At 45.5% G+C, this 25,434-nt stretch carries 33 protein-coding genes and 1 pseudogene; 9 read left to right on the top strand and 25 right to left on the bottom strand.

All coding sequences use genetic code 11. The features are described from left to right. Positions 1–41: 41 nt before the first annotated feature. From FM042_RS03330 to FM042_RS03345, 4 genes are all read left to right on the top strand, one after another. Complete coding sequence (locus tag FM042_RS03330) at positions 42–449, top strand: MAPEG family protein (RefSeq protein WP_232366348.1); 408 nt, start codon at positions 42–44, stop codon at positions 447–449. Positions 450–612: 163 nt separating this feature from the next. Continuing rightward, a complete protein-coding gene (locus FM042_RS03335) occupies positions 613–1,029 on the top strand; it encodes a hypothetical protein (protein WP_143234317.1) in 417 nt (138 codons plus the stop codon). Continuing rightward, on the top strand, positions 1,022–1,234 hold the full coding sequence (locus FM042_RS03340) for a helix-turn-helix transcriptional regulator (RefSeq protein WP_143234318.1): 213 nt from the start codon (positions 1,022–1,024) through the stop codon (positions 1,232–1,234). The genes FM042_RS03335 and FM042_RS03340 overlap by 8 nt, the downstream gene beginning before the upstream one ends. 124 nt (positions 1,235–1,358) lie before the next feature. Beyond that, the gene (locus FM042_RS03345; RefSeq protein ID WP_143234319.1) at positions 1,359–1,640 is read left to right on the top strand and encodes a YebG family protein; all 282 of its coding nucleotides are present in this window, start codon (positions 1,359–1,361) and stop codon (positions 1,638–1,640) included. Here the strand turns inward: FM042_RS03345 and FM042_RS03350 are convergent. The 22 genes and pseudogenes from FM042_RS03350 to FM042_RS03450 form a co-directional block, all read right to left on the bottom strand. Further along, positions 1,637–2,248 (bottom strand): hypothetical protein, encoded by a 612-nt coding sequence (locus FM042_RS03350; protein WP_143234320.1) that lies wholly within the window; start codon positions 2,246–2,248, stop codon positions 1,637–1,639. The genes FM042_RS03345 and FM042_RS03350 overlap by 4 nt on opposite strands. A gap of 124 nt (positions 2,249–2,372) precedes the next feature. Then, positions 2,373–2,912 carry a DUF2058 domain-containing protein gene (locus FM042_RS03355; protein WP_143234321.1) on the bottom strand — a complete coding sequence of 180 codons (540 nt, stop codon included), beginning with the start codon at positions 2,910–2,912 and terminating at the stop codon, positions 2,373–2,375. Between the two features lie 147 nt (positions 2,913–3,059). Next, positions 3,060–3,479: an SRPBCC family protein gene (locus tag FM042_RS03360; RefSeq protein WP_143234322.1), complete on the bottom strand. Its 420-nt coding sequence runs from the start codon at positions 3,477–3,479 to the stop codon at positions 3,060–3,062. 10 nt (positions 3,480–3,489) lie between these two features. After that, positions 3,490–3,690 carry a type II toxin-antitoxin system RelE/ParE family toxin gene (locus FM042_RS03365; protein ID WP_143234323.1) on the bottom strand — a complete coding sequence of 67 codons (201 nt, stop codon included), beginning with the start codon at positions 3,688–3,690 and terminating at the stop codon, positions 3,490–3,492. Between the two features lie 10 nt (positions 3,691–3,700). Continuing rightward, a complete protein-coding gene (locus FM042_RS03370; protein WP_185960683.1) occupies positions 3,701–4,258 on the bottom strand; it encodes a putative glycolipid-binding domain-containing protein in 558 nt (185 codons plus the stop codon). A 445-nt stretch (positions 4,259–4,703) separates the two neighbouring features. Continuing rightward, the gene (locus tag FM042_RS03375) at positions 4,704–5,015 is read right to left on the bottom strand and encodes a type II toxin-antitoxin system RelE/ParE family toxin (RefSeq protein ID WP_143234325.1); all 312 of its coding nucleotides are present in this window, start codon (positions 5,013–5,015) and stop codon (positions 4,704–4,706) included. After that, positions 5,003–5,260 (bottom strand): type II toxin-antitoxin system Phd/YefM family antitoxin, encoded by a 258-nt coding sequence (locus FM042_RS03380; RefSeq protein WP_143234326.1) that lies wholly within the window; start codon positions 5,258–5,260, stop codon positions 5,003–5,005. Before FM042_RS03380 ends, FM042_RS03375 begins: the two co-directional genes overlap by 13 nt. A 151-nt stretch (positions 5,261–5,411) precedes the next feature. After that, positions 5,412–5,861 (bottom strand): hypothetical protein, encoded by a 450-nt coding sequence (locus tag FM042_RS03385; protein ID WP_143234327.1) that lies wholly within the window; start codon positions 5,859–5,861, stop codon positions 5,412–5,414. 73 nt (positions 5,862–5,934) lie between these two features. Continuing rightward, positions 5,935–6,471, bottom strand: a complete 537-nt coding sequence (locus tag FM042_RS11895) for a helix-turn-helix domain-containing protein (RefSeq protein ID WP_232366349.1) — start codon at positions 6,469–6,471, stop codon at positions 5,935–5,937. Between the two features lie 636 nt (positions 6,472–7,107). Next, positions 7,108–7,653, bottom strand: a complete 546-nt coding sequence (locus FM042_RS03400; RefSeq protein ID WP_143234328.1) for a hypothetical protein — start codon at positions 7,651–7,653, stop codon at positions 7,108–7,110. 86 nt (positions 7,654–7,739) lie between these two features. Then, positions 7,740–8,036, bottom strand: coding sequence for a HigA family addiction module antitoxin (locus tag FM042_RS03405; RefSeq protein WP_143234329.1), 297 nt, complete (start codon positions 8,034–8,036; stop codon positions 7,740–7,742). After that, a complete protein-coding gene (locus tag FM042_RS03410) occupies positions 8,036–8,314 on the bottom strand; it encodes a type II toxin-antitoxin system RelE/ParE family toxin (RefSeq protein WP_143234330.1) in 279 nt (92 codons plus the stop codon). Before FM042_RS03410 ends, FM042_RS03405 begins: the two co-directional genes overlap by 1 nt. Positions 8,315–8,436: 122 nt before the next feature. Then, positions 8,437–9,033 carry a restriction endonuclease gene (locus FM042_RS03415; protein ID WP_143234331.1) on the bottom strand — a complete coding sequence of 199 codons (597 nt, stop codon included), beginning with the start codon at positions 9,031–9,033 and terminating at the stop codon, positions 8,437–8,439. Beyond that, positions 9,030–9,698 (bottom strand): hypothetical protein, encoded by a 669-nt coding sequence (locus tag FM042_RS03420; RefSeq protein ID WP_143234332.1) that lies wholly within the window; start codon positions 9,696–9,698, stop codon positions 9,030–9,032. Before FM042_RS03420 ends, FM042_RS03415 begins: the two co-directional genes overlap by 4 nt. Positions 9,699–9,771: 73 nt before the next feature. Then, positions 9,772–10,476: an ATP-dependent nuclease gene (locus tag FM042_RS11855; protein WP_333472952.1), complete on the bottom strand. Its 705-nt coding sequence runs from the start codon at positions 10,474–10,476 to the stop codon at positions 9,772–9,774. Then, positions 10,459–10,779: pseudogene (locus FM042_RS12005) on the bottom strand (AAA family ATPase); the annotation flags it as partial. The gene FM042_RS11855 and the pseudogene FM042_RS12005, both read right to left, overlap by 18 nt. Before the next feature lie 35 nt (positions 10,780–10,814). Then, positions 10,815–11,600, bottom strand: coding sequence for an AAA family ATPase (locus FM042_RS11860; RefSeq protein ID WP_221931492.1), 786 nt, complete (start codon positions 11,598–11,600; stop codon positions 10,815–10,817). A gap of 82 nt (positions 11,601–11,682) precedes the next feature. Next, positions 11,683–12,759, bottom strand: a complete 1,077-nt coding sequence (locus tag FM042_RS03430) for a hypothetical protein (protein WP_143234333.1) — start codon at positions 12,757–12,759, stop codon at positions 11,683–11,685. Between the two features lie 135 nt (positions 12,760–12,894). Beyond that, a complete protein-coding gene (locus tag FM042_RS03435) occupies positions 12,895–13,788 on the bottom strand; it encodes a hypothetical protein (RefSeq protein ID WP_143234334.1) in 894 nt (297 codons plus the stop codon). A gap of 102 nt (positions 13,789–13,890) precedes the next feature. Beyond that, on the bottom strand, positions 13,891–14,583 hold the full coding sequence (locus FM042_RS03440) for a hypothetical protein (protein WP_143234335.1): 693 nt from the start codon (positions 14,581–14,583) through the stop codon (positions 13,891–13,893). 104 nt (positions 14,584–14,687) lie between these two features. Further along, positions 14,688–15,176: a hypothetical protein gene (locus tag FM042_RS03445; RefSeq protein ID WP_143234336.1), complete on the bottom strand. Its 489-nt coding sequence runs from the start codon at positions 15,174–15,176 to the stop codon at positions 14,688–14,690. A 47-nt stretch (positions 15,177–15,223) separates the two neighbouring features. Beyond that, positions 15,224–16,654, bottom strand: coding sequence for a bifunctional diguanylate cyclase/phosphodiesterase (locus tag FM042_RS03450; protein ID WP_143234338.1), 1,431 nt, complete (start codon positions 16,652–16,654; stop codon positions 15,224–15,226). Between the two features lie 332 nt (positions 16,655–16,986). Here FM042_RS03450 and FM042_RS03455 point away from each other — a divergent pair, with 332 nt between their 5' ends. The 5 genes from FM042_RS03455 to FM042_RS03475 all read left to right on the top strand — a co-directional run bounded on the left by FM042_RS03455 (position 16,987) and on the right by FM042_RS03475 (position 21,085). Next, complete coding sequence (locus FM042_RS03455; protein ID WP_143234342.1) at positions 16,987–17,955, top strand: integron integrase; 969 nt, start codon at positions 16,987–16,989, stop codon at positions 17,953–17,955. Positions 17,956–18,222: 267 nt separating this feature from the next. After that, complete coding sequence (locus tag FM042_RS03460) at positions 18,223–19,011, top strand: hypothetical protein (protein WP_143234345.1); 789 nt, start codon at positions 18,223–18,225, stop codon at positions 19,009–19,011. 114 nt (positions 19,012–19,125) lie between these two features. Continuing rightward, positions 19,126–20,106, top strand: a complete 981-nt coding sequence (locus tag FM042_RS03465; RefSeq protein WP_143234347.1) for a hypothetical protein — start codon at positions 19,126–19,128, stop codon at positions 20,104–20,106. Between the two features lie 134 nt (positions 20,107–20,240). Beyond that, positions 20,241–20,777, top strand: coding sequence for a hypothetical protein (locus tag FM042_RS03470; protein WP_143234349.1), 537 nt, complete (start codon positions 20,241–20,243; stop codon positions 20,775–20,777). A gap of 17 nt (positions 20,778–20,794) precedes the next feature. Next, positions 20,795–21,085, top strand: coding sequence for an SDR family NAD(P)-dependent oxidoreductase (locus FM042_RS03475; protein ID WP_143234351.1), 291 nt, complete (start codon positions 20,795–20,797; stop codon positions 21,083–21,085). A 128-nt stretch (positions 21,086–21,213) separates the two neighbouring features. Here FM042_RS03475 and FM042_RS03480 read toward each other — a convergent pair whose 3' ends face one another. The 3 genes from FM042_RS03480 to mgtE all read right to left on the bottom strand — a co-directional run bounded on the left by FM042_RS03480 (position 21,214) and on the right by mgtE (position 25,341). Further along, on the bottom strand, positions 21,214–21,495 hold the full coding sequence (locus FM042_RS03480; protein WP_143234353.1) for an SHOCT domain-containing protein: 282 nt from the start codon (positions 21,493–21,495) through the stop codon (positions 21,214–21,216). A gap of 109 nt (positions 21,496–21,604) precedes the next feature. Further along, positions 21,605–23,773: a sensor domain-containing protein gene (locus tag FM042_RS03485; protein ID WP_143234355.1), complete on the bottom strand. Its 2,169-nt coding sequence runs from the start codon at positions 23,771–23,773 to the stop codon at positions 21,605–21,607. A gap of 194 nt (positions 23,774–23,967) precedes the next feature. Beyond that, positions 23,968–25,341: a magnesium transporter gene (mgtE, locus tag FM042_RS03490; protein ID WP_143234357.1), complete on the bottom strand. Its 1,374-nt coding sequence runs from the start codon at positions 25,339–25,341 to the stop codon at positions 23,968–23,970. Between the last annotated feature and the right edge of the window lie 93 nt (positions 25,342–25,434).

The raw sequence follows: 25,434 nt of genomic DNA on the forward strand, positions 1-25,434 counted from the left end.
ACACACAACGAACGCACAGCCACACTTAGGGGCACCGAACAATGAGCATGCTATTTACCCTGTTATTCACCACGCTATTTATCGCCATGTTATTGCCATTTTTGGCAAAAGCGCCGCTCGTGATTGCCATGAACCGTCAGCCCGGAGGATACGATAATCGTTACCCAAGGGTGCAACAGCAACAACTTGAGGGATTTGGACAACGTGCCACCGCCGCTCACTACAATAGCTTTGAGGCCTTGTTAATCTATGGATTAGCCGTATTCACAGCGGTGGCCTTTAATGCGGTAGATACCTTCACAGTAGTTCTGGGTTGGGTGTTTATCGGCTCGCGAGTCGTATATTTGTTGTGCTATTGGTACGACAAATCAACCTTGCGGTCATTAAGCTGGTTAGTGGGAACGGTTGCCTGCTTCACCATCGCCGGCCGCGCCATCTGGGGCTCCTAATCGTACCCAACGCACCGCGTTGGGAATCCCTAGCCCCTTTGCACCCATCAATGTTAAAAATATTTGACATGGTCTGTTTTTTCGCCATACTAGCGCTATCCAATGTTAAAAATACTTAACACAACGAAAACAAAGCGCGTCACTACACAACGGAGCACTACAAATGGCAAACCATGAAAAAACAGCGTGGATCATGATGGTGGTATTACTTATAGCTTCAGGGAAATTACTGCAAACGATCATCCAACACAGCGAAACCCTCGGAACCCTAGTGCCACCAAACGCCGGCATATTGATCCAGTACGTGATTGCTCTGGTGGTGCTCAGTATCATCGGACACATTGCCCTGGCGATCACCTCAAAACAGGCACTGGAAAAGAAAGATGAGCGGGAACGTCAGTTTGAAGTTTACGGCAGCCATATTAGTGGTTTGGTACTCGGCTTGGGTTGCGTCACCGCGCTTGGCCACTACCTCGTTCACTTCGACGGGTCGCTACTATTTTATTCGGTATTTGCGGCCTTAATTGCCAGCCAGATTACTGAATACCTTGTCGTGATTTGGAGACATCGTCGTGGCTAAACCCCTCCCCATTACCAATTGCGTGAAAGAACTGCGGGAAGCCATGGGTATGACCCAAGCGGAACTTGGTGAACGGGTTGGCCTCACTCGCCAAACTATTGCAGCCATCGAGCAGCGGCGTTATTCGCCGTCGCTCGAAACCGCATTTCGCATCGCCGACACCTTCAACACCAATCTCGAAGCCGTATTTGAATATCAACCATAGGTGTACCCAACGCACCGCGTTGGGTATCCCGCGCCACAATCGTAGCCAACAAAATTATTGAAAACCGAGCCAAACAACTGTATAAACAACCAGTAATTCACAACAACCACCCACGAGGTACATCATGGCTGTGATCACACAGTACGTAGTTGTTCGCAACGGAGAAGAAAAAATGAAGTTCACCACCAAAGCCGAAGCTGATGCGTACGATAAAATGCTCGACATGGTCGATGAGTTAGTGCCTCTACTTGAGCAAAGTGAGATGCTCGAAAACGAGCAAGCCTGCGAAGACCTCGCCTTCTACCTCGCCAAACAGCGCGAGCCGCTGCTAATCGCACTAGGTGCGAAAAAGCCCGCGAAGAAAAAGACGGCAAAGAAAGTAGTTGAGACTGAGTCAGCCGCTTAATCGCCGCCAAATAGCCGGTTATGTATTTCGGCCACATGTCGTTCTGATTCTAGCTCTTCGTATGCTTCGGCGGCGCTGTCCGCCGTGAGTTCATTCGCATCGAACAGATGCTCGTTCGCAAAAACTTTCGCCATATATTGCTCTGTCACCCGGAAATTCTCAGACGATAAGCCATCGGCCCATGTTATATAACCATTGGCAATACCAAAACGAAGGTTCCCGTCAGGTTCGATCAAAAACGTAAAGGCTTGCGCTCTTGATGAGATATCCAAGTGCTCTGCATTAGCTTGGTCTTCGGGAAGTAAGCGTTTCAACGCGCTCATGTAATCGGATATTTTTAGCTCACAGGTAAAGCGTACAGCGCGCGCATCAATATCAGTGTCCTGCTCTTCCCAATAGGTATCTTTGCAGCTTACCCAACTTTCAAGGGCATCGCCAAGGGTAATGCCGTCGTCGAATTCGGTTTTCTGACTTTTCACAAAGTCGATATCGTTATAACTCGAGATATCGCTGTTACCATCGTTGGCGTTTGCATTTCCGCTATCGTTATCGTCGCCGCAAGCGCTGAAGGCAAATACCAAAGGTAATGCTAAGTAGAGTTTCTTCATTTTGGGCTCCATGCTTTTTTAATTTAAGGGTAAGCATAGCGCAAACACACTAAAATTCCCCTGAGTCACGGGGGGTATATTCCAAAGAAGGGAAAAACTGAAGAAGAGAGTGGCGTAACCGCCACTACCACATCAAATCGTCGGGGATTTTGTAATCGGCGTAGGGGTCATTTTCAGAAGGGTTATATTCCGTGGTGTCATTCGTATTTAACAGCACAATGACATCAGGAATACGCTGCTGGATTTTATCCGCGACGGGCGCAGGAATAAGTGCATAACCGTCGCCCTCACGCGCAATCGCGAGCTTGCCTTTGGTCAGCTCATTATGAATTTTCTGATTCACATACAAACGCTTCACCAAGCTGCCATCGGCAAAATTAAACGCGACCTCGCCTTGGTATGCCACACGATTGACATTAATAAGCTGTCGTACCTGCGCCGCAATCGCGCGTTCTTTAAGTTCAGCTTGGCGTTGACGGTTTAACTCCTGATCACGCGCCACCTTCTCCTGGCGCTGCTGCTCCACCGATAACGCAGCCTCACTCACGATGGTTTTCTTTTTACTCACCTTGGGCTGCTTTTGCTTTTCTTTCTTCAGCGCTTTTAGCTTTTTCTCATCGGCTAAGCCCGCTTTTAATAACTGTTCTTGCAACGCATTTTTCATTGGTGTTCTGCTGATTTGTTTAACTCATGGGGATAGTCTGCATTTATTGGTGTTCGAGCGCAACATGGGGAGGCCTCGAATAGGTACAAGGCCCACTAAAGAGCCTGCCGACACCCCGCCTCAAACCGCCCAAAGTACAGGAGGGTCTTACTCAGATCTGCCCTTGCGTTCAACGTGCTTTTTGAAGTTATTTAGAATACTTTGCCAGCCTCGTTCTTGAAGCTCGGCAGAATTTTCTTCTTCTGCATCAAATGTTTCCACAACCCGAACACCGCTCGGTGTTTCAGTGAACTCAACGGTGACTACCCGCTTATCTTCGAGCACATACTGGATGGATTCGTGTGAATCAATCTTGGTAAAAGTTCCTTCGAAGTCGAAGCCCATTGAACCGTCTTTTGCTTCCATGCGGTACTTGAATGTACCACCGACCTTCAGGTCTAACTCGGCCTTAGGGCAGCACCACGCATCTGCAGCAAAGTTCCAGTTTGTGATATCTTCGGGCGTTACCCATGCGTCCCAAACTGTTGTGAGTGGCGCATTTACTTCCGTTTCAATCTTGATTTTCATATGTATTTCCTCACGCTATGCCATCACGAAACTCAAAGGTCAAACGCCAGTTGCCACTGACCGTGATCGACCAAATGCCCTTTCGGTCACCTTTTAACGGATGGAGTTTGTATCCAGGAATGTCGAGATCTGAAACTTCCATCGCAGTATTCAGCGCCGTTAATTGCAAACGCAATCTGTTAGCGCTTTGCGCAACAGTGTCAACCTGCATGACGATTTAGTTATGTGGTAGATTCCGCCCGCCATAGTCCAGGATAGTCTATTACAAAACCAACATTATTGACGGCCAGTGTGCTTATAAAGGCTCCGCCGCCTGATTCATATCGGTAAATCTTGTCGCCCTCTCTACGGTATATCTGGGTCAGCTCCTTCAATTCGAATGAGGGGAATTGCAACCATGCCACTCTAACCTCCGATTCCTCACCCACATCTAACGCAAGACGCCGGATTGGAAGAATATTCGTTGAAGGGCTAAAACCAAGATCCACATCTAGACACCCGGAGACTGCTGGTTGGGCAACCCCATTTCGTCTCCATTCCTGATCAGAGTCCACCTCCAGATCAATCGCGAATCTCTCACCTCCAATCATTCCACAAACACTGACAGACCTAGTGGACCATGAAGAATCACATATGACCAAATACTCGATTTTGGAGGGGCTGCCCTCATGCATAAGAACAGCCGTTCCGGAAAGCTCCCAACCGTCTTCTCTTACGCCAAGATTCGCGAATTCTAGGCCCTGGTCCTCAAGCATTCTCCATATTATGGAGTTAGACATTATTCCTCCTTTTTTCCGGTTCTGCTTTAGGCCACATAACTTGGCCGTAACATTAGGTGATAACAACCGGGAACTGTCAGTCGATGCGCATGATATTAGCAGAGCAATCATACCCACATATGACAAAGATAGCCGTTACATTGATCGAAGATCCTTCGCACCCAACATGTCTATAGTCTACCGATAATTTCGGAAACTGTAATTAAGCCGACCGCGGTGCGGTCTTCGTCTGTCACCCGCTCCTGCCGCGCTTTTATTATTTCACCGTCTAATTTTAAAGCGTAACGATCGAAGTCGTGTGCAGAGTTTTCTAAATAGCGATTGTAGGTAGCCACTAGGAGCCAATTACTATTAGGATGTTTTAACTCATGGGCGCGTCTCGCTAGGAAAAGAACTTAACGCCCTTATTCACGCGCCAACACTACTGGTTGCGTGCAATTTACCGTTAGCTGTCCGACTCGGTGCTCAAAAGGAGCTTTCGGAGCTGCCTTTCCTCTCTCATGACGTGAACAACAAAAACGATATCATCGTCCTGTCGGTAAAAAATGCGACATGGTCTGACATAAAGCTCGCGGTAGATTGAATTGGGCAGTTCTGGTGGGACATGGCCGGAGTCGGGAGACCGCTCCAGTCGCTCGACTGTAGAGAAGATCTGACCCCCAAGGTTCGAGGCTGCATCAGGCTTATCCAGAGCAATGTACTCTGCAATTTCCTCTAGCTGGTCCAGCGCCGGGTCTGTCCATACTATTTCAGCCACTTCTGCATCCGCTCCCTGGCTTTGGTGTGGGAGGTAGTCTTACCCTCCAAAATCGCCCGCTCTCCCTTGGACAATCCTTCCAGCAACGCTAACCTGCGCTGCATAAACTCGTAATCCTGAACGTCAACCAGATAGGCCGACGGCTGGCCGTGCTCGGTTATCAATACGGCCTCTTTGCTTTCGTGCAGTTCAGCCAAAATCTTGGTCGCTTGGCGCTTCAGGTTAGTTACTAGCTCAACTTTCATGGGGTGCCCTCTCTCAAAGTATCACTATAGTATCACTCTGATGGAGTTGTGGGTACAACGTGTATGGCCGAATTCTGATATCTTGCGCTGAGCGCACCGGTGGACTTTTTGGAGCAACGCGGAGAAATAGTCATCCACGTTGCGCGATTTGTTAAGTGCTCCTGGCACGATCTATCCTCTCAAGGAGTTCTACTATTATTGGATTTTTAGAAAAGGGGTTAAAACTCATTGGTGGGTTAAAGATTAGCTCTTGACCAATCTGACCGCCAGAGCGAACTTTAAGAACAACTCTTTCGGGCGAGTTCATTTGCGCATAGCTGACGTTGATAATGTCCTTGAGAAGCACCCTTTGCTCCTTATCACCCTTGCGAAATAATAAAGATTCACCTTCGTCATACACCTCATCTGCTAAATCCCAGATAAGTTTTTTAAACAGAACAAAGCCGAAGACAGCCATGAATACCGGGACAACCAAGAACATAAAGGACTCAGAAATTGCCCCAGATAGAACTGCGGTAACAAAGAAAATGGCTAGGAATCCAAACCATACGGTTGGAAACACCTTCTTAAAGTAGAACGTAGAACCAGAGATTTTTTTCATGTTAGCCCTCACACGTAACGCCCAACTCAGCGGGCTTTTTTGCGCAGCAAAACAGATCCACTGCAGTTGTTTGTTAACCCCTGAGCGCTAAATCTTCCCGAATAACCTCGGGGTGACGGAAAGCAATCTCGATAAGTGCTTTTGCAGGGCCCGAAGGTTTGCGTCGACCTTGCTCCCATTCCTGCAAAGTGCGAGGCGAAATATGCAAAACTTCAGCAAACTCAACCTGCGTCAGGCCAGTTTTGCTACGCGCCTCAGCAACCTCATTAGGCTTCACGTGACTAACTCGAGCCACTTTGCCCGCTTTCATTTCTTTGACAGACTGAAGCAACTTATTACCAAGCTCCTCTGCTCTCAAACTTTCGTTACTCATTTTCCAGTACTCACGAATTGACTTCAAAATATGCGCGGGTATGTTTTCCTTAACAGCTTTTTTGTAGATCACCAACAACCAGATCTCACCATTTGCTAACTTTGTGAAGTAGATAACTCGCACCCCACCACGCTTACCTGAACCCGCTATCGACCACCGAACCTTGTCTACATCCTCCACCGCCAGGTATAAGATCGCCAATCTCCGGATTAGCGGCCAACCACCCGAAGAACGCATTGCGCTCCTCCTCGGTCCAAATATTTCTGGCATCCACTTCGAATGTAGGGGTTTCGATGATTGTATACATGGTGACAATTATACGTCAATGACGGAGTTATGCAAGGCAATGAGAAGAAGGGTTAACGCGAAGCACACGGGCGATAAACACCGCAGCTGTTTGTCGTCCCTGCTACCGTAGGGAGTATGTGATGCGTATTGTTATGTTTGTAATCCCACTGCTAACTAAAGTCACAAATTGTTATTCGCCGTCTAGCTCTCTCAGCATACGTTCGAATACCAATCTTGACCATTCCAAGACATCCTGTTTGTTACTGTGTGATGTTTCTGTGTCGTAGGTGACGACTACCGGGAACTGCCCAGCATCGCAGTATTGCTCAGGCGATATACCGCCCCAAAGAAGACCCAGTCCACTGACTCCGTTATCGATATCACCAGACATCCAGTAGTTCACCTTTCTCGTAAAGCCATTATTAAATATTTGTTGCCCTACAAGTTGAGCTCTTTCCTGCGACTCAAAGCAGGTAGCGACTTCGGAGCTGCCAGTCGATGCGCATGATACTAACAGAGCAATCATACCCAGAGATGACAAAGATATTCGTGACTTTGATCGAAGATTCTCCGCGCCCAACATGTCTATAGTTCACCGATAATTTCGGAAACTGGAATTAAGCCGACCGCGGTTCGGTCTTCGTCTGTCACCCGCTCATGTCGTGCCTTTATTATTTCGCCGTCTAATTCTAAAGCGTAACGATCGAAGTCGTGTGCAGAGTTTTCTAAATAGCGATTGTAGGTAGCCACCAGGAGCCAATTGGTATTAGGATGCTTTAATTCATGGGCGCGTCTCGCTAGGAAGTGAGCCAATAAATGGTTTTCATTCCCCATACTTCGCAAAGTATCACCGACGTATTCAAGGTTTGTATGCTGCAAAATAATAGCCGCATTATAAAAATCATTTGCTGTTACAAGCTCCCCTCGTGATAGGGCAGCAAAAACTAACAACCTTCTGTTTATTTCATCAGCGAGTTTAGGAAAGTTACCTTGCGCAATGTTCTCTTGCGAGCGTGACGCCTGGTCAGCCTCCAACGCACGTACCAACGACTGATTGTCCAGACTCTCGAATGCCATAACTAGCACCGGAGCGCACAGCAAAAGGCTACTGAGAAAAGTAAAAGCTTTCATGTAATTCCCTTAAAACATAACGCCCGAGCAAAGCGGCACGAACGTAGTGAGTGTCCGGTGCCGCAAGCGCGCACTGATGCGACTTGTTATGCTGCGGTGAGCTCAAGCTTCTGAACCTTATCTAAACTCAAATTCTTTCCAGCATGCCACAAGTCATAAGCATCTTGCATCGCCAACCAACTTTCAGGGCTTCTGCCTAAAGCTTTCGATAAACGAAGTGCCATTTCTGGACTGATGCCACTTTGGCACTTCAAAACTCGGTTTAAGGTAGAGGGCGATACATCTAACTTTCCAGCTAAATATCGGCAACTCAAACCAAAGGGCTCCATATATGTTGCCGAAATAAATTCGCCCGGATGGGCTGGGTTAAACATCACAGACATCAGTGATAATCCTCATAATCAAGCAGATACGCATGGCCATCATGAAATTCAAAAGTTAACCGCCAGTTTCCACTGACCGTTATCGACCAAATACCCTTTCGGTCACCTTTTAACGGATGAAGTTTGTATCCAGGAATGTCGAGATCTGAAACTTCCATCGCCGTATTCAGTGCTGTTAGCTGCATACGCAATTTGGTTGCGTGTTTATCCTGAATACCGCGAGTACTTCCTGTTTCGAAGTAAAGCCTCAGTCCTTTGTGCTTGAAAGTCTTAATCATGGATTATAGTGTAGCGCGTTGCGCAACAGAGTCAAGCTGCATAACGCCGCCAACACAGGCCGAGCGTAAGCGAGGTCCAGCCCAATGCTGCTTTTTGCATTGGGCGAATGTGCTTGGCCTTGTTAGGAGCTGCTTTCAAATGTGTGCCTAAGTAAGCTTTGCCAATTACCAAAAATGTATCCATCGTAAGCAGAATAAAAAGTCCTTTCCTGTGCTTGATGACTACAGTTTGATAAGGCTGTATTAAATTCTCTTGGATTTAACTTATTTTCTTTCAGAGACGCGGTAGTCATAAAATGTATCATCCAAGTAACTTGGTCATCAGGCATGATGCGTACTAGACCTATACCTTGATTTCTGGCATAGGAGATAGCACCACTCTGAAATGAGTTTTTCGTAGCGATGACACCCTTAACATTTTTACCTGAAATTTGATCTAACTTCGCCTTAAACTCTTCAACATCATCTACTGGAACTTTATGCCCATAGTTCTTGCATTCACACACCCAAAGCAAGGAATAGTTTGTAGCATTTGGCGGCCATACCTCTATTGAGATATCAACGATGATGTCTTTCTCGCGATCTTTAGAATAGTACCCCTTTTTCTTAAATATTTTTCCTGAAAACGCATCAATTCCCAAACGCCCTTTTTCGAGTTCTTCTTTAAGGAGATCAAAGATCTTATCTTCCAGAGCATCTCCTTTGGCCACTGTATTCATTTTTCTCCTAACGCCCGCATTTGCGGCTGATTTGAAGCGCAGCGGAAAAGCAGCCCGGCAACATGCGCTTGTAAAGTTTTGTCTGCATTTGCAACAAAGTGATCATAATATTTTCGCGCTTCTTCCTCTGGTCCTAACGCAACGTCAATAAGCATTTGAAGACTCCATACAGGGCCGGGAATCACCTGCTCTAAGTCTAGGCCTTCGTGGTAAGCATCTGGGTCTATGGCCATTTCTAAGTTTTCAAACCACCAAATCTCTATTTTTCTCAGTAGACCGACCATTTCTTCAAACGCTTCAGCGACATCAAAGTCGACACCTGACGAAGCAAACGTGAGCATTTCGTGGGCTAAGGTGTTACGACACCTTTTAATATGTTCGAATCTTTCTAAATCTTTATCATCAATAGCATGCATATCTTGCAACCATTTCAATGATGCGTAGAGAGGACTTCTGTTTAGGCTAAGCACCTTTTCTTTATATTCAGGACTAACAATCATCCCATTTTCGTCAAATCCATTTGTAAAAAAACCTTCTATCTTTTCAATAATGCTGCTCTTGAGCATTTCGAAGGCCATTGAAAATATAGAGGCGGTAATAATATTTGTTTTAAGCGTCTCAGGGTGAAGTGCCCGTTCCCATGACGCTTTTACTTTTTCATCCATGTTCGATCTCGATAAAGAAACTTAACGCCCGCGTAAAGCGCGCGAGGTACGAGCGTCGCATTTGACGGGTTTGTTAAGGGGTTTCTCGAAGATGATCCAAATATGGGCTGCACAAATTGATGAACGTAGATTTCCAGCCATCAGGCAAATCAACAAATTCATCTCCCCAATTATTCTGTATATGTAGATGAGCCTTATACGGTTTTTCACTACTCGGAGCGTCATAGCCCAACAAGTCTTCAATGCACTCCTCAATCATAACCCTTCGATCATTTCCAGTTTGAGCCAATATTGGGGCATTCATCGCTTCTGCGCGTGCTGTTCCTGCGTCGCGGTCGTGCATGAAAATGTAGTTCACATCTAGTGCATTCAAATATTTTGCGATTGATATAAGTACTGCTTTTCCTCTAGCCCTTAGAAACTCACAGTTTCCTATAACCCTTGCCTTATCCTCATGAGACAGCCTTTTGATGGTCTCGCGCACGACGACTTCTTCTGTATCACCCTCGACAAACACACACTTTTTCGAGAAGAACATTCTTGATATATAATCATCAACCTTTAAGAGCATTTTTAAGTTTTGCTTTTCATCTCCGACGAGCGTAAGGAAGGCCTCTTCGAGGTTGAAAGAATTTGCTGTCGAAAAATCGTCTTCAGTAAAACTAAACTTCGTGAGACTCATGCTCTTTTCTGATCCAAGATCAACCATATAAGGCGAATGAGTAGTCGCTATGATCTGACAGTTTGGACCAGCCAAGTCATACAATGAATCCCTCATTTGGCTTGCAGCCGAAGGGTGTAAGTATATTTCAGGTTCCTCAAAACAAAATATGGTTGCCCGGGGGCTATCAGTATTTTTATTTATAAAATCTTGCACAAATCTTAGCAACTGGAATGCTGTTGCCCTGATCATTCCATGTCCCTGATAGTCAACGGAAGTTTTTACATTACTCTTCATTTCCACTTTAAACTGGGGCTTGATAGATTTATCTGGTACGTCGAGCGTCGCGCTAACATGTACTGAAGAATCAGGGAAAAGGGTGTCTACCATTCCATTTAGGTCGCGAATTAGCTGCCCAAAATCCGTTTCTTCATCGTTTGGATTAAGCTCGGAAGCTAGGGCATTAAGAAAAGTCTGTGCTTGAGCGTAATTTTCGGACTTGCTTCTAACCGTATCAAATAGTCCCCCAGCAGGTTATACAATGCTCCACCTGAACTTGTCAGCTCTGAAATACACGATTCTGCTGGTATTACAACAATAATAGGAAGCTTGGATAACACGTTACCGGGAATGCCGCCTGGATTCTCTACCCAAGTAGGTTCTTCGTCCACTTGAACGTCCCAGCACTCTGGTAAATCTAATAGCTTTTGTTTTGCTGCTGCAGTAGTTAGGCCTTTCTCAAAATTAGCTTCGCCAAAATGATCTTTTAGAAATACTTCCGAGTAATGCTCTCCTACAAGGTCCGATACCTTTCTGCAGTCAGCATACAAGGCACTTCTTGTTCTCGGATATTCCTTCATGAATATCTTCGGCTTAGTTTGGTTAAGTGACCAAATTTTTTTATAAACAATAGAATTGCCTGTCTCGCCTTCAAGTTGATCTTGAGAGGATAACACTCGGCCTTTAAATCCCAGCCAGTTATTAGCTTCATTTGGTAAGTTGTGATATTCCGCTATAATTTCAACTTCTTCTTCATAGGTATAACTCTCTTCGTCTTCGTTATACTCTTTTGAATAGTCCTCCCTATCCAAATTCGAATTTTTGTGGAAATGTTCCAACGCGGAAAATACGCTAGATTTCCCAGCGTTGTTCGGACCGATAAGAAAAGTGGTATCTCTAAATTTGATGTGGCAATTCTTGAGTTTTCTAAAATTTTTTATTTGGAGCTCATGCAGTCTCATCAAGATTCCTTATTTGACTCTTGGGCACACAGCCCCTTAACGCCGCGATCACGCGCTTGTCGCGTGCATTGCCTTGTTATTGCTAAGACAAGTTGTAGTATTTCATCATTGGAAGGCCTTTGCTCCAGCCATACCATGAATGACCAAAGTTCCACGCCCCCTGATAGAACCCATTTCCCATTAGCTTACTAGGAAATTCTGGCTTGTGGCCTGTGGCAGTACGTTCAAAGTCTCTAGCAACACAGTAGGAAACAAAATCAGCCACCTCAAGAAGATGATGAGATCCAGGCCTCACAAATGTAGGCTTTGTGGCTGTTGCTCCTGCGGTCAACCACGCAAATAGCCTTGTGTACTGGAGCCCAAGAAAGCATTCTTCCGCCCAACCTTCGGTTTTCTCGCCGCTTGAGGTATCTTTCACATTGTCAAAAATCCAATATGTACTAACCTGTCTCAGCCGAAACTGCAGTACTGACGAGATAATAGATTGCTGGAAAATCTCTTGTTTCTGCCTTCTTATAAGCTTTTTACGCTCCTTTTCATTTTCAGGAAGCACGATGCAGCTTGAAAAGTTTAGCGTTACGATATGGTATCTATTTTTACGAATCAGCGAAGCGATCTTTTTTGCATAATCAATTTTTTGTGCTTTTGAAGAGAAAGAGTATTCTTTGTCATCAGCGCCAGCCGACCATATTTTTGTAAAGTGGTGGGCCCACTCCTTTGGGTCAACGTCCGGCCTAGCCTCACGTTTCAAATCTTCAAAATCACTGAGGAATTTCTCCGCTCGGTCTTTGTGAAGACCGACGAGCGTAATGCAAAAGAAATGTAGTCTTTTTGTTGTGTAGTTCGCTTTAGGATTCTGTATATCCCGACTTGCTTCGTCGCCATACAATGCCCACGGACTCAAATTCTCAAGATTGGGAATAGTATAGTTGAAACTATTATTACAATCGAAATTTGGGCACCGAAGAGGAAAGGAGACAGGCACAAAATGGCCTTCGTTTCGTACTGCAATCGGCTGTAAAGGGTGATCCAGCTCCTCTAGCCAAGGTATGTCAAAAGTCGTGTTGCAGTCAGGACATTCCGCCTTTTTATCTAACAGTCCTTTAGGAACTAGACCTGGAGCTTTTCTGTAAGGCTGCTTCCCCTTTTTCTTACCCATAATCTTCCTAGCTTATCTTGACCCGTCTAGCGCACTTGGCTTCACTTTATTCAATAACGTCCGCCATAAACGGCGCGAGGTACGAGTGTCCGGCGACCGCAGGGAGCGAATTTAATGGCTTTGTTATGTGCTTTTTTAACCAAGCTCAATGTTAAATTCACGAAGAATCTCTACTCTAGCGTTTGACAGGGCCTGATCATCAATTCTGTAATACTCGTCTGGGTTGGCCACCATCGTTGATAGGCTCATATTAATAATTTGATTATCGCTTGATATAAACTTTGGTGTTTTAGGTATACAGCTTCTAAGTGCCACTATCTCACCAAGTGCAAGTTTATGTGATGGAAACTCAATATCTCTTTCATCTTCTTGCCTTACCCAATCCCGTAACCGCTCCAGCACCTCCCCGTTTAGGTAGTTTTTTGTGAGGTAACCATCGCAAATGCATAGAACAAGAGTCAAAGAACCTATCTTTAGCAAAATACTGCTTGGATCAACTAAAGTCACAAGGTCTGTAGTAGCATTATTTGTTTTAAAAACATAAAGACTTGATGGCAATTGAAACCCATGACCATGTTTATATGAAGCTCGAACGTACTCGAAGTTTTTCCCCATTACAACGGATGAGCAAACTTCTCGCCAGCCCTCATCTTGAGTCGAAATCAAATCATAATAGAACAGGCCATAATAAATTTTTGACATCCAAGTTGTAATCATTGCCGTTTTGGACTCGTCCGGCCCGTACATTATGGGAATACCAGCCTCTTCTGACTTTATCGCTTCATAGAGAGAATCAGGGTCATCAAGGAGTTTAAGAACTCTACTTTCATAATTGCTACCAAACTCACTATTACAGCTTGAGTGTGCCGGCACCTTGACCCTACTATACTGAGTTTCCTTTTGGCCAGTAATCGTCTGCTCTTTAATTCCAAGCTTGCCAAGAAGGCTATTTGGAATAATATGCTCTAGCGTTTTCTTACCTTCAATTACCTCATTGCAAAAGAAGCATACCTTTCTTAAATCGCTCATATTTCATCTATCCCTAGAGCTACATTAGCACATAACGCCTTGCTCACCGGTAAATTAGGAGCGCAGCGAGTAATTTATCCGCGTGCAGCAACTTGTTAACCATCATATCTCCTGAAGTTCACGCTTCATTAGGCTCATGATGTTGTCTCTGCACTGTTTTACCAAAATGCCAGATTCCTCCGCTTTCTTCTGGTACGGAACGATCAGCGATTGATCCTCCCAGAAGTCAGGGGTAGCCATAAATTTCAGCATCTCACTCGCATCGTTCGTTGATTCTCTTACTGCTTCATCAAGTCGATTCAGAAGGTCGTCCATCTCGTCAGAGGCAATCAACCTTATGCTGTTGGTCTCATTCGCTATTCGAATCTGCTCCTCTGACAATTCATGAAAGAGGGCTTGTACACCAGAATTGAAATCAGCGATAGCTGCTTGATCAGCTTCATCTGAGGTGCCCGTGTATGACGCCACAAATTGATTCATTATTGGGTAAAAACGTTCTCCGAATAGGGTATAACTTCTTCTCTGAAATTCATCCAACATAGAGAAGAACTTAGTAAACTGTTGTCGTTTCTCTTCGTAGAGGTATTTCCTTTTCTCAAGATCAAGCGCATGCTGCCTCTTTAACTCCTGAAGCTCGGATTGGTACTTGGCAATCACACGCTGCTTCTCATCTTCTAACCTTGACACGTCTTCTTCCAAGGCTTTGTTCTTGCCCTTTGCTTTCGCATACGCCGTAAGATAAAGGGACAAAAAACCGAGGATGATTCCAGCTACTGAATATAAAAGCTCTTCCATATGGTGGATGTTTACCTTATCTGGCTAACGCTCGAGCACAGCGGCGCGAACGAAGTAAGTGTCCGGCACCGAAGGTGCGAACTGATGCGACTTGTTAAAAGGCATTATCCTCGACCTCTCAACTTGCAAAAAAGCTTTACCCAAAAGTCAGAACGGCTAGCAAGCCATAGTCCAATTACCAACTGCAATATCAATCCCGCAGACGTCATAAAATGAGTCAAAGAGAAATCAGGTATATTGGATATCGGCACAAACGAACGAGGCAAATAAGCCAAGGCATTGACAATAAAATACAAACCAGCCAACTGGAACAGCATCTTCTGAGAGTCATTACTCAGTGTTAGCGCAGAGTCGCTCTTTGCTCTCGTCAATGCAGACGTTGCCGACTTGAAGATAAGAAATACAGCAAGCAAGCCAAGTACAAAAAATGCACCGGCAATGCCGAAAAGCATCCATTTAGGAGCCTCTTTCCCATGGAACGTCTCAAAAGTTGGAATCATTAAAGCGAAGCTTGGCAAACTCAACAGAAGATGAATCAGCAACCAAATTGACAGGACTCTTAATGCTATAGCTGTAACTTGTTGAGTGACCATATTTTTCCTTTTAACGCACGCGTAATAGGCGCGAGCTTGCGAGCGTCCTAATTGACGCGATTGTTATGAGAGGCACGGCACACACGGTCTCTACCTTCTTGCTTGGCTTTGTACATAGCCTTGTCAGCACGAGCAAGTAAGCTTTCGAGGGACTCTCCATCCTCCAGCATAGCGAGCCCAGCACTTACGCTTAGCGTGATAGATTCTCCGCTGTCGAGATTAATCGGAGACTCTGCTAAATGTTTTCTCAAATTATTGCCAAACTCCTGGCTATCTTCTAAACCCGTTCCGGGCAGGACAAAAAGGAATTCCTCTCCCCCTATGCGGCCACAAAAATCTGTTTTGCGACCTAGTCCTGAAGCCAAACCTGCAAATGTAGCCAATGCCAGATCGCCTGCAGCATGTCCCCATTGATCATTAATATTCTTGAAGTGGTCAATATCAATCGAAAGAATACTGAGATTTTGGGCGGACCGAGCTGACTGCTCTATGAGTTGATTCAAGCGTTCCTGTGTTGCTCGTCGGTTTAGTAACCCGGTTAACTCATCGACTCTGGCCAGGCGTTCCAAATCCTCCTCAGACTGCTTCTTATACAGGAGGTAACTAACAGTGTCAGAGAGCAACTCCATAAGAATATAATCATCCTTGCAAAATGGCTCAGCTGGCAAAGGGCTGGAAAAATTAATTGTTCCATATAGCTGGCCGGATAACCTTATCGGAGCCCCTATATACGACTCCAGCTTGAAATTTTTGTAGCATGGATGATCTTTAATTTCACTTTTCGATGCGAAATGAAAACCGACGGGCTTATTCTCGCTCAATGTGTGAATACAATAGGTTCCCGACAAATCAAAAGTAACAAGTGGCTCCAGCTCTCCTTGGAGATCAACGCAGTGCTCAACAGTGTAATTACTTCCGGAAATGCTTGAAATAATCGCTATTTTCAGACCAAAGTGGTCAAGGCTAAGCCGAAGCAATGACTCTATTTTACTGTCATGGCTCAGCCTGATATCCGAGGTTATATTGTGAACCTTTTGCAGAGTATCCAAGGACTGATCTGCTGAGCGAGCCGGACGGATAATCCCAATAAATCCCACCACTTCACCGTCCGGAGTCCGCATAGCTGAACCAGTCGTCAGACCAAAAAACAGCTCTCCATCCGCGCGACGATATGAAACTCGGTAGTTCTCCGCAGCTATCTTGCTGGCAGCGTTAAAGCGTTTTCGGCCTTGTTCGGAAAAATCACTTTCATCGGCGTAAAGCATTTTTGTCTTTTCGCCATACAGCTCATTCTTTGAATATCCAAACAGGCGTTCTGCCGCTGAATTCACATAAACCATGCACCGACTTATGTCGGCAACGACAACAGCATCTTCAAAGGTATCGAATATTTCAGTGAGTAGTGATGGTGAAACCGAACTGACTGTGCCCCCATCAACCAAATCTTTTCTGGCTTTTTCTACCTCATAGTCTTTCATAAGTTCCTCTTGCATGAAGCCATGACTCATAACATTTGAATACTAAGCATGCGCGGTGTATTGGACGGGGGAATCTTACGTGAGGCCTTATGGTTATTGCTGATGTCATGACATGCTCCCTGCGTTCACTGTGCACAAACCGTGCGTGCTTGTTTATTCTTTTCGTGGCGACGTTATTGTCGCTCGTTTTATGCTCGATGTTTCGACTCTAGCGCGCTTAGTGAAGATCGGCAAGTAGATAATATGCGAGATTGCGCACCAAACTGAGCATAAATTTACTCCCGATTTGGTCTATTTTCTTCTAAGTAGTCAATAACATCGGATGTTAGCTCATGCCCAAAAGCCCTTTCATAGAAATGATGCGTTCAGAAATGCGCCTGCGTGGTAACTCGTTGCGTACGGAGAAGTCTTATCTTTACTGGATTCGCCAATACATCCGTTTTCATCGTTTTAAGCATCCAACTGATATGGGCGCTGAGCAGGTTAAGTCATTCCTTTCATGGTTGGCGTGTGAGCGACACGTTGCTGTTAATACCCAGAAAGTTGCCTTGAACGCATTGGTGTTCATGTACCATAAAGTTTTGAAGCAAGATCTCGGCGAGTTGGACTTTAAGTTGGCTCAAAAACAGCGGCGCTTGCCAATTGTCTTAACACCAGAAGAAATTTTGAGAATATTGAACAAGCTTCATGGGCGTAACAAAACCATCGTTGAAATGCTGTATGGAAGCGGTCTGCGGGTAAATGAATGCTTAGGCCTGCGTGTGCAAGACATTTGCTTGAAAACCTGCGCGGTTACGATTCGTGGAGGTAAAGGTAATAAAGATCGACAAAGTATTCTAAGCCAACATCTCATTGCGCCGCTAACTGAGTTGATAACCTCGGCGCTAGACATTCAGCGAGAAGACAACAAACGGGGTGTTGGCCCCTCGATGCCAGTTGCATTAGCCCGCAAATATCCAAGTGCATTTAAAAGCCCTGGGTGGATGTTCATTTTCCCTTCCTCAGGATTATGCGCGCACCCAATCACGGGTGAACTTTGCCGCCATCACCTGCACGACAGCGTTATTCGCAAAGCATTGAAACCAGCAGTGTCAGCAGCAGATGTTCATAAGAAAGTAAATTGCCATACGTTTCGGCACTCATTCGCCACGCATTTACTTCAGAACGGCTGTGACATTCGTACGGTACAAGAGCTACTTGGTCATAATGACGTCAAAACCACTCAAATATACACCCACGTACTGGGTCAACACTACGCTGGAACCATGAGCCCATTGGACAGAATAAAAGGTGCACTTTAACTCACCGCTTATCTGCACCATATAACGCACATTATCAACTTGCCTAATGGCTGCAAGCCGTTTATGGTCTACTTTATCGGATAAATAATAAGCAAGCATACGAAAGCAAACGAGCATGCGCAATTAGTACCGCGCGAACACAGGGAGCCGTTCATGAAATCCTCAGTATTCATAAACCCCGCACGTCGTTCCTTGCCGCCAATACACCGCGCATGCTTAGTATTCAAATGTTGTGTGCTACCCATTAGAGTCACTTAGGAGGGAACTGTGGGAAATGAGAATAAGCATGGCCTCCCTCGGGACATCCCTGCAGCCGTAAAACGCGAAGTGAGGCAGCGTTGTGGATTCGGATGTGTAGTGTGTGGATTGGCAATTATTCAATATGAGCATATAGATCCGGAGTTTTATGAAGCTAAAGAACATGACCCCGAAAAGATTACAGTACTCTGTGGGGCATGCCATGACAAAGTAACTAGGGGTGTTTGGTCAAAGGAAAAAGTAATACGCCACAACGAAAAGCCGAAGTGCGTATCTGCCGGTTATGCGGCTGACTTCTTTGATATTGGTGAGACCTTACCAATAGTCGTCTTCGGGGGTAGCGAATGGGCAGATACCCCTACGATCATTGAGGCGTTCGGAGAAACTATCCTAGGGCTGTCCCTAGATGATGACTCTGGATTGGTCCAGATTTCAGGAGTTTTCCATAACGACGAAGACCAAGAAATATTCAGAATTGATAAAAATGAATGGAAAGGGTCCGCGGGAAACTTCGATATTGATATTGTTGGAAGCACTCTCACTGTCAGAAAAGAGAAGCGAAAAATTGCTCTAAAAATAAAGGTCGAACCGCCGAACTTATTTATTGTAGAAGAGATCGATATGGTTTTCAGAGGTGCTCAAATCTCAGGGGTTAGAAATAAGGGCTTTAAGGTTGTAGCACCCGATGGATCGACAATTAATGTTCATACGTTAAAGGCAGAGAGCTGTGTTGCAGGCGTAAACATTGAAGAGAATGGTGTCAGTTTAGGTTACAAGTGCAAGAAGTTGAGGTTTTAGCGTGCTTGATCACACAACAAGGCGGTCAACCGGACGCCAAAAGCGTGCCGCTTTTGGTTCCCTCCGCTCGCGCTCCGGCGCCGGTTACCTTTGCGTTATGTGAATAGGTAACCTATGGAGCTAGAGGAGAGATTTGAAAAGTTCATGCTAAGTTTACCTTCAGTTGAAGGGATTGATTTAATTGAACTAGAAGAGTCAGATAGGAAACAGAAAAAAGCTGATTACCTTGCAATGGGAAGACAAATTGTTATCGAGCAGAAGTGCATAAACCAGGAACAGGCAAGTAAAATACAAGAAGAAGTTGAAAAGTTTTCAGACGCCGATGAATATCCTATTTTTTATGGAAAGCGAGACCTTAACTCTGTTATTGATAAACTACCCAACAAGGAAGATATTAAAAGAACGATATATTCAAAATCAACTAGACTTTTGGAGTCTTATTTAATTCAGGCTAATAAGCAAATAGAGTCTACTGTGAATATCTTTGGTTTAAGTTCAACTTGCGGAATTTTAGTTGTACTAAATGACAAGGTCAAAGTGCTCTCGCCAGAGATTGTTGCTTCAAGGATTCAACAACGCTTAAAAGAAACAAGAATCGGGAACCCAAGATTTCCCCAAATTGACTATGTCATTTTTATTTCTGAAACTCATAATTTTGAAGGGGTTCCTATAATAGTTGTTCTTGAAGGTGCTAATGCTTCCGAAAATAGCTCCGCAATTTCTGAATATATTGATTACTTAATTCATTCATGGGGACATTTCAATGGGGGGGATTGTGCTAAGCTTGCTGATTCCAAAACGTGCTTCAAAAAAATAAAGGAAAATGAAGATCCTATCCCTGATAAATTGACTCGATCAGAGGCACGTATCCACTGGTATAGAAATAACAGATATATGGAAGGTTGGACTGATCGACAAGTAGCAATGGGTGCAGCAAAACTAATTGATGATATTCAACCATTTATAATGAAAGGCGGGCCATCGTTGCCGGCGAATGAGTTAGCTGAATTAATGATGCAATTTGGTGATTTTATTGAAGAGTCAAATTTAAGAGGCTTGGATATTAGAGAGTTTAATAAATACCACCAAAGATGAAATTTCACATAACAAACGGCTGTTGTCGCCCCTTCGGGGCTAGGACGGCCTTTCCGCCGCTACGCGGCTGCAAGTCCGCCCCAAAGCCGGGCGTTAGCCCATCGGGGTGATATGCCTACGGGGACATTAAGAAAATGACTGAACCAAATCGATTTCCAATTGTGCTTTCTGTAGTGGTATTGCTTTTTGCAGTTGGCCATCTTAGTTTCGAACATTTTACGGGCGGCGTGAGAAGTCACAACTTGCTCAATGACCCGGACCTACCTGCGATATCAAACTGGCTAGGGCTGATCACTTTGCCGGCCATTGCTGTAATTCTTGGATTACGAGTGCGGACCTATCCAGCTCCAGCGCGTTTGTTCGGATTGCCACGTCCCATGCTCGTAGCGCTTGTAGGTGCATTGCTTTATGGGGCAGCAATGGCCATATCGTTTTGGCTTGGTTTCGAGAATATTACTTTTGCTGCCTTTGTTGGCTTGTTCGTTTGCGCATTGGTGTTTCCAGTGTACCGTGCCGAGTACATCTTGGGATTCGTGATCGGTATGACCGCTACCTTCGGTGGCCTGCTCCCGCTCATTGTTGCGCTTGTCGTTGCAGTTGTTTCCTTCCTGAGCCGCTTGCTGATTGGCAAAGTGGTTAAATTGATAGGCATACGTAATAAATCAGACTAGGCCTAACAAATAATCGCATGCGATCAGCGAAGCGCGCGCAGCAGAATTTGAATGTCCGGTGTAACTCAATTCACCCTGCCGCAATTCTGACACCTATGTGGGAACCGATGCTGGGTAACGGGCCAGAGCGTGAGGCTAATATGGCTGCTTTTGTTCAAGATACACCGCTAAGGCGTTTCGGTTTACCCGAGGAAGTAGCCTCTGTTGTTGTTATGCTGGCCTCAGATGAATCTGGCTATTTAACAGGAACAGAGATAAATATTGATGGCGGCATTCTTGCAGGTTCAGCAGGAGCGCCTGCGAAATAATGTCTAACAAAACGCATCACCCGCTGCGCGACTCGTCGCCCGTTTACTTCACGTTACCCCCCCAAACCCAATCCAACAATCACTCGCTGTTCAAGCGTCGTGTCAGATCAGGTTTGAGTTCGCACAATTTATTTCGCTAATATTGCGCGTTTTTTCGCCTGAAACTCGTCTTCCGTGAGAATGTTTTTCTCTTTGAGTTCATGAAGCTTCAAAAGCTCTTCGGTACTACTCGCGTCAGTTTCTTTTTTCTTCTTGGTGGTTACAACCCCTACGATCGCGTATGGCACGGCATAGGCAAGTCCCAATAAGCCCCAACCCACCGCGGCTTCGATATCAGTATCGGCAAAAGCGAAAATACAAATTAACGATAGCGAAAACCAAACAACGCCAATAATCGACATCACCCACATATACAGTTCCTTTTTATTTATTTTTAGTCCGTACGTATGTACATGCTTCACAAACATGTTTTGAAAAGCTACCTTGATTTCATGAGGTTAGCAAGATAATTAACGAGATCTACAAAGCCTCCGGGCGGTGAATCGCATACCCCTGCCCCAAATTAATACCGAGCGAATGCAAGTGCTCGATAAGCTCTTGTTCTTCGATACGTTCGGCGATGGTGATGAGGTTCATTACCTTGGCGATTTGTTGAATCGATCCCACGATGGCTTGGCTCACCGGGTTCTTTGTTACGTTCTGAATAAACTCACCGTCGATTTTTACGTAACGAATTGGGAGTTTTTCGAGGTAATTAAAGGTAGCCACCCCACTGCCAAAATCATCGAGAGCAAACTCAATACCTCGATCTCTAATTTTCCGCATCATCTCCGCGGTGTTACGAATGTTATTCACTGCCGCCGTTTCGGTAATCTCGATACACACCGAATCGGTCGAAACTTGCGGATATTTCGCCAGAAGCGTATCGATAAAATAAACAAATTTGGGGTTACTCAAGGTGATCCCCGACACGTTCACAAACAACCGACAGCCTTGGTCTTGGGCTTCACTCAGTCGTTGAAATACTTTGCTTAGAATATGGCGATCTAACTGCTCGATTAATCCATAGCGCTCCGCGGCAGAAATAAATGCCCCCGGAGCCACGAGCTCTCCCGACTCATCCTTTAATCGACTGAGCACTTCGCGATGTAACACCACCTTTGGGTTATCCAAAGCAACAATACTTTGTCCAAAAAGAACAATACGATCTTCGCGCATGGCTTTCTTTAACCGATTCGTCCAGTCCATGTCGCGACGCTGCTGACACACATCAGAATCATTCAGGTCGGCAATTTGTACGCGCGCCCTGCCCTTATCCTTGGCTAAAAAAGATGCAGAGTCGGCGGCAGCGAGGGCGTGCGCGAATGTAAGCCCACTCTCTTTTCCAAAGTAAGCAATACCAATACTCGCGGTCACACTATATTGGCGACCATCGCAAACAAAAATATGATCACTAATGGTCTGAATAAAGGATTCGGCAACGGCAACGGCGTTTCCCGACACAAGGCTTTCTAATAACAACACAAACTCATCGCCACCAACGCGGGCAAGCATTCCGTTGTGGTCTATCTCATCCATTGCTTGCGCTAATTGAATGAGCAGTTTGTCGCCTTCCTGATGACCGCATCGGTCGTTTACAATCTTAAAGTGGTCGAGGTCAATATATAAAATTGCGTGCGTGCCAGTGGTTTCTTCCAATATTGCACTGCGTTGTTCAAGCTCTCTACGGTTAAACAAACCGGTAAGCGGATCGTGCATCGCTTGGAACTGTATTTGTTGTGTCATCAAGTGCGCTTGAGTTACGTCGTACCCTTGCACAAATATACCGGTCACTTCGTTCTTGTCGTTACGCATCGGTTGATAAACAAAATCAATATACACATCCTCAGGAGCTTCATTTTCATTGCGCCGTATTTCAACAGGAACCGCACTCCCCACGAAAGGTTCGCCGCTTTCATAAACCTGATTCAGTAAATCAATAAAGCCCTGGTTAATTATTTCTGGCATAACTTCCGCAACAGTTTTACCAATCACATCTTGCCTGCCAATTAAGCGGAGATACGCTTGATTCGTGAGTTCAAATCGATGGCTTTCTCCCGCCAATACACAAATAAAGCCGGGGGCTTGCTGAAAAAGCTCGTTTACGCGTAACCGCTCTTTTGCCAGCAACTCTAAAAAGCCTTTGTTGGCCCTCATATCCGGTATGGAAAATTCGTCCTGCTCGATGTCTAACAGAAGATGGCCATAAGAATCATTATCGAAATTCACTAGCGACGTAATGTTGGTCGGTTGATTGAGAATGTATTGAACTTCCCCGTGGGCGTCTAAAATCGGCGTATTTAGAATTTGCCAATATAAGGTTTGCGTCATAGTAGGGGCTTTAGGTAGGTCGTATTGCAGGGTTGAAATTTGATGAGATTGCCCTGTTTTTATGACGTACTCATATGACTCGAGAAGCGATCTCCGCTGTTCAATACTACTCCCCGGAAATGCCTCGACGACCGTTTTTCCCACCAAATCAGTACGCGTTTCACCAACAACCTGCTCATAAGCTTCATTACACCACAGCACACGTAACTGCGTATCCAATACCATTGAGGGCGCATGGCTTTTTTCGAGAACCGCTTCAAATTCACTAAACTCGCTTACCGCATCAATGTCCATCGGCATCTCTGTTTCAATTCCCATAAATCTTCCCCACGTCCATTCTCGCTGTTGAGGCCCACTCTTACATGCCCTTTTGTAACCTTAATTATAACTAGACATCAACACCAAAACCGTAATTATCGGTATGAAAATAGATAATCAGCTGAATATCTAAGGCTATTTCTCAAAATAAACTGAGAAACTCATACTTACGCTCATACCCGCCGAGGGGCTGATTACAGCCCCGACGCCATCAAGCCCGCCAAGAATACGGTGCTCAGGCCGAGGTAGATGCTCACTCCCGTAATATCCGTAATGGTGGTGAGCACGGGCCCGGTCATCATCGCCGGATCCTTACCCAAGCGTTTAATGAGGAATGGCATGGTGCCACCCACTACACCAGCAACAAGCACATTCATGGCCAGCGCAATTCCGGCCACGAGGCTTAATATCAAACTGCCCTGAAAAATAAAGGCAATCACACCAAAGAGCACACCAAGCGCTATACCGTTCACGATACCGATGGCAATTTCCTTGCGTAGTGCTTTGGTGATATCCCGCAAGCGCGCTTCCCCGAGTGCCATGCTGCGAATAGACACAGAGAGCGCTTGAATACCCACGTTCCCGCCCATGTCGGTGATCATCGGCAAGAACGCCGCCAAGATCGCCACTTGCACAATGGTGGCCTCAAATGAGGAAATCACCCATACCGCCCCTAGGTTCAGGAATACGTTGGCCATCATCCAGGGTAAGCGCATGCGAATCGATTGCCGTGGTGGTGTGAAGAACGATTCATCTACTGAGGCTCCGCTCACCGCAGTAAAGTCGTCAGCCACCTCTTGTTCCAGCAGTTCAATGGCGGTGTCTATCGTGATCACACCCACTATTTCCTTGGTTTCCGACACCACCGGCAACAGCTTTAAACGTCGGGTACGAATACGTCGGGCGGCATCTACGGCAGAATCACCGACTTCAACGGCGAGTACATCTTCATGCATGGCATAGCTAATCGGTACATCATGTTTGGTTAACAGCAATTCACGAGTAGACAACACGCCTATTGGCTTATTGTTCTCATCAATGACATACACATAAGCAGTGGCTTCTATCTCACTTGGCGCTTCGCGCACTACAGCGATGGCTTCACCTACGGTGAGATCTTTTGACACCGATAAAAAATAAGGGCTCATCACCGAGCCCGCGGATCCATCTGCGTGATTTAATAGCTGCTCCACTTCTGATCGAAACTCTGGTTCAAACTGTGATAACAGCAATTCTGAGCGCTTACGATTTAGCAGCGACAACATCTGCGCAATGCTTTGTGGCGGCATATTCGACAGCAAGGTACCCGCGGTATCCACATCTAACTCATTAAGGATACGGGCGGTAAATGGTGCTGGCATATATCGCGCGACCCGCCCCGCACGTTCCCAGCCCAGTTCGGGCAAGAATAAGAGTACTTGAGAAAACTCAGCTTCGGTTAAAATTCGGGCAATTCGGCGTGTGGAAAGATGCTTGGCTAAACGCGACGCCTCAACAGGTTTACGGGCATTCAGAAGCTCAGAAACTTCATCGGCATAATGTTCTAGCGCGCTGGTCGTGAGTAGCATGAGAGATCCTATTTGAATTTCAAAGACTTAAAAACTTTAGTTGTATTTCTAGCACTAAGCAAAATAACAAACGCATCTCTTCAACGTTGTGAT

It is taken from the genome of Aliidiomarina halalkaliphila (assembly GCF_007096385.1).
GTDB classification, from domain to species: Bacteria; Pseudomonadota; Gammaproteobacteria; order Enterobacterales; family Alteromonadaceae; genus Aliidiomarina; species Aliidiomarina halalkaliphila.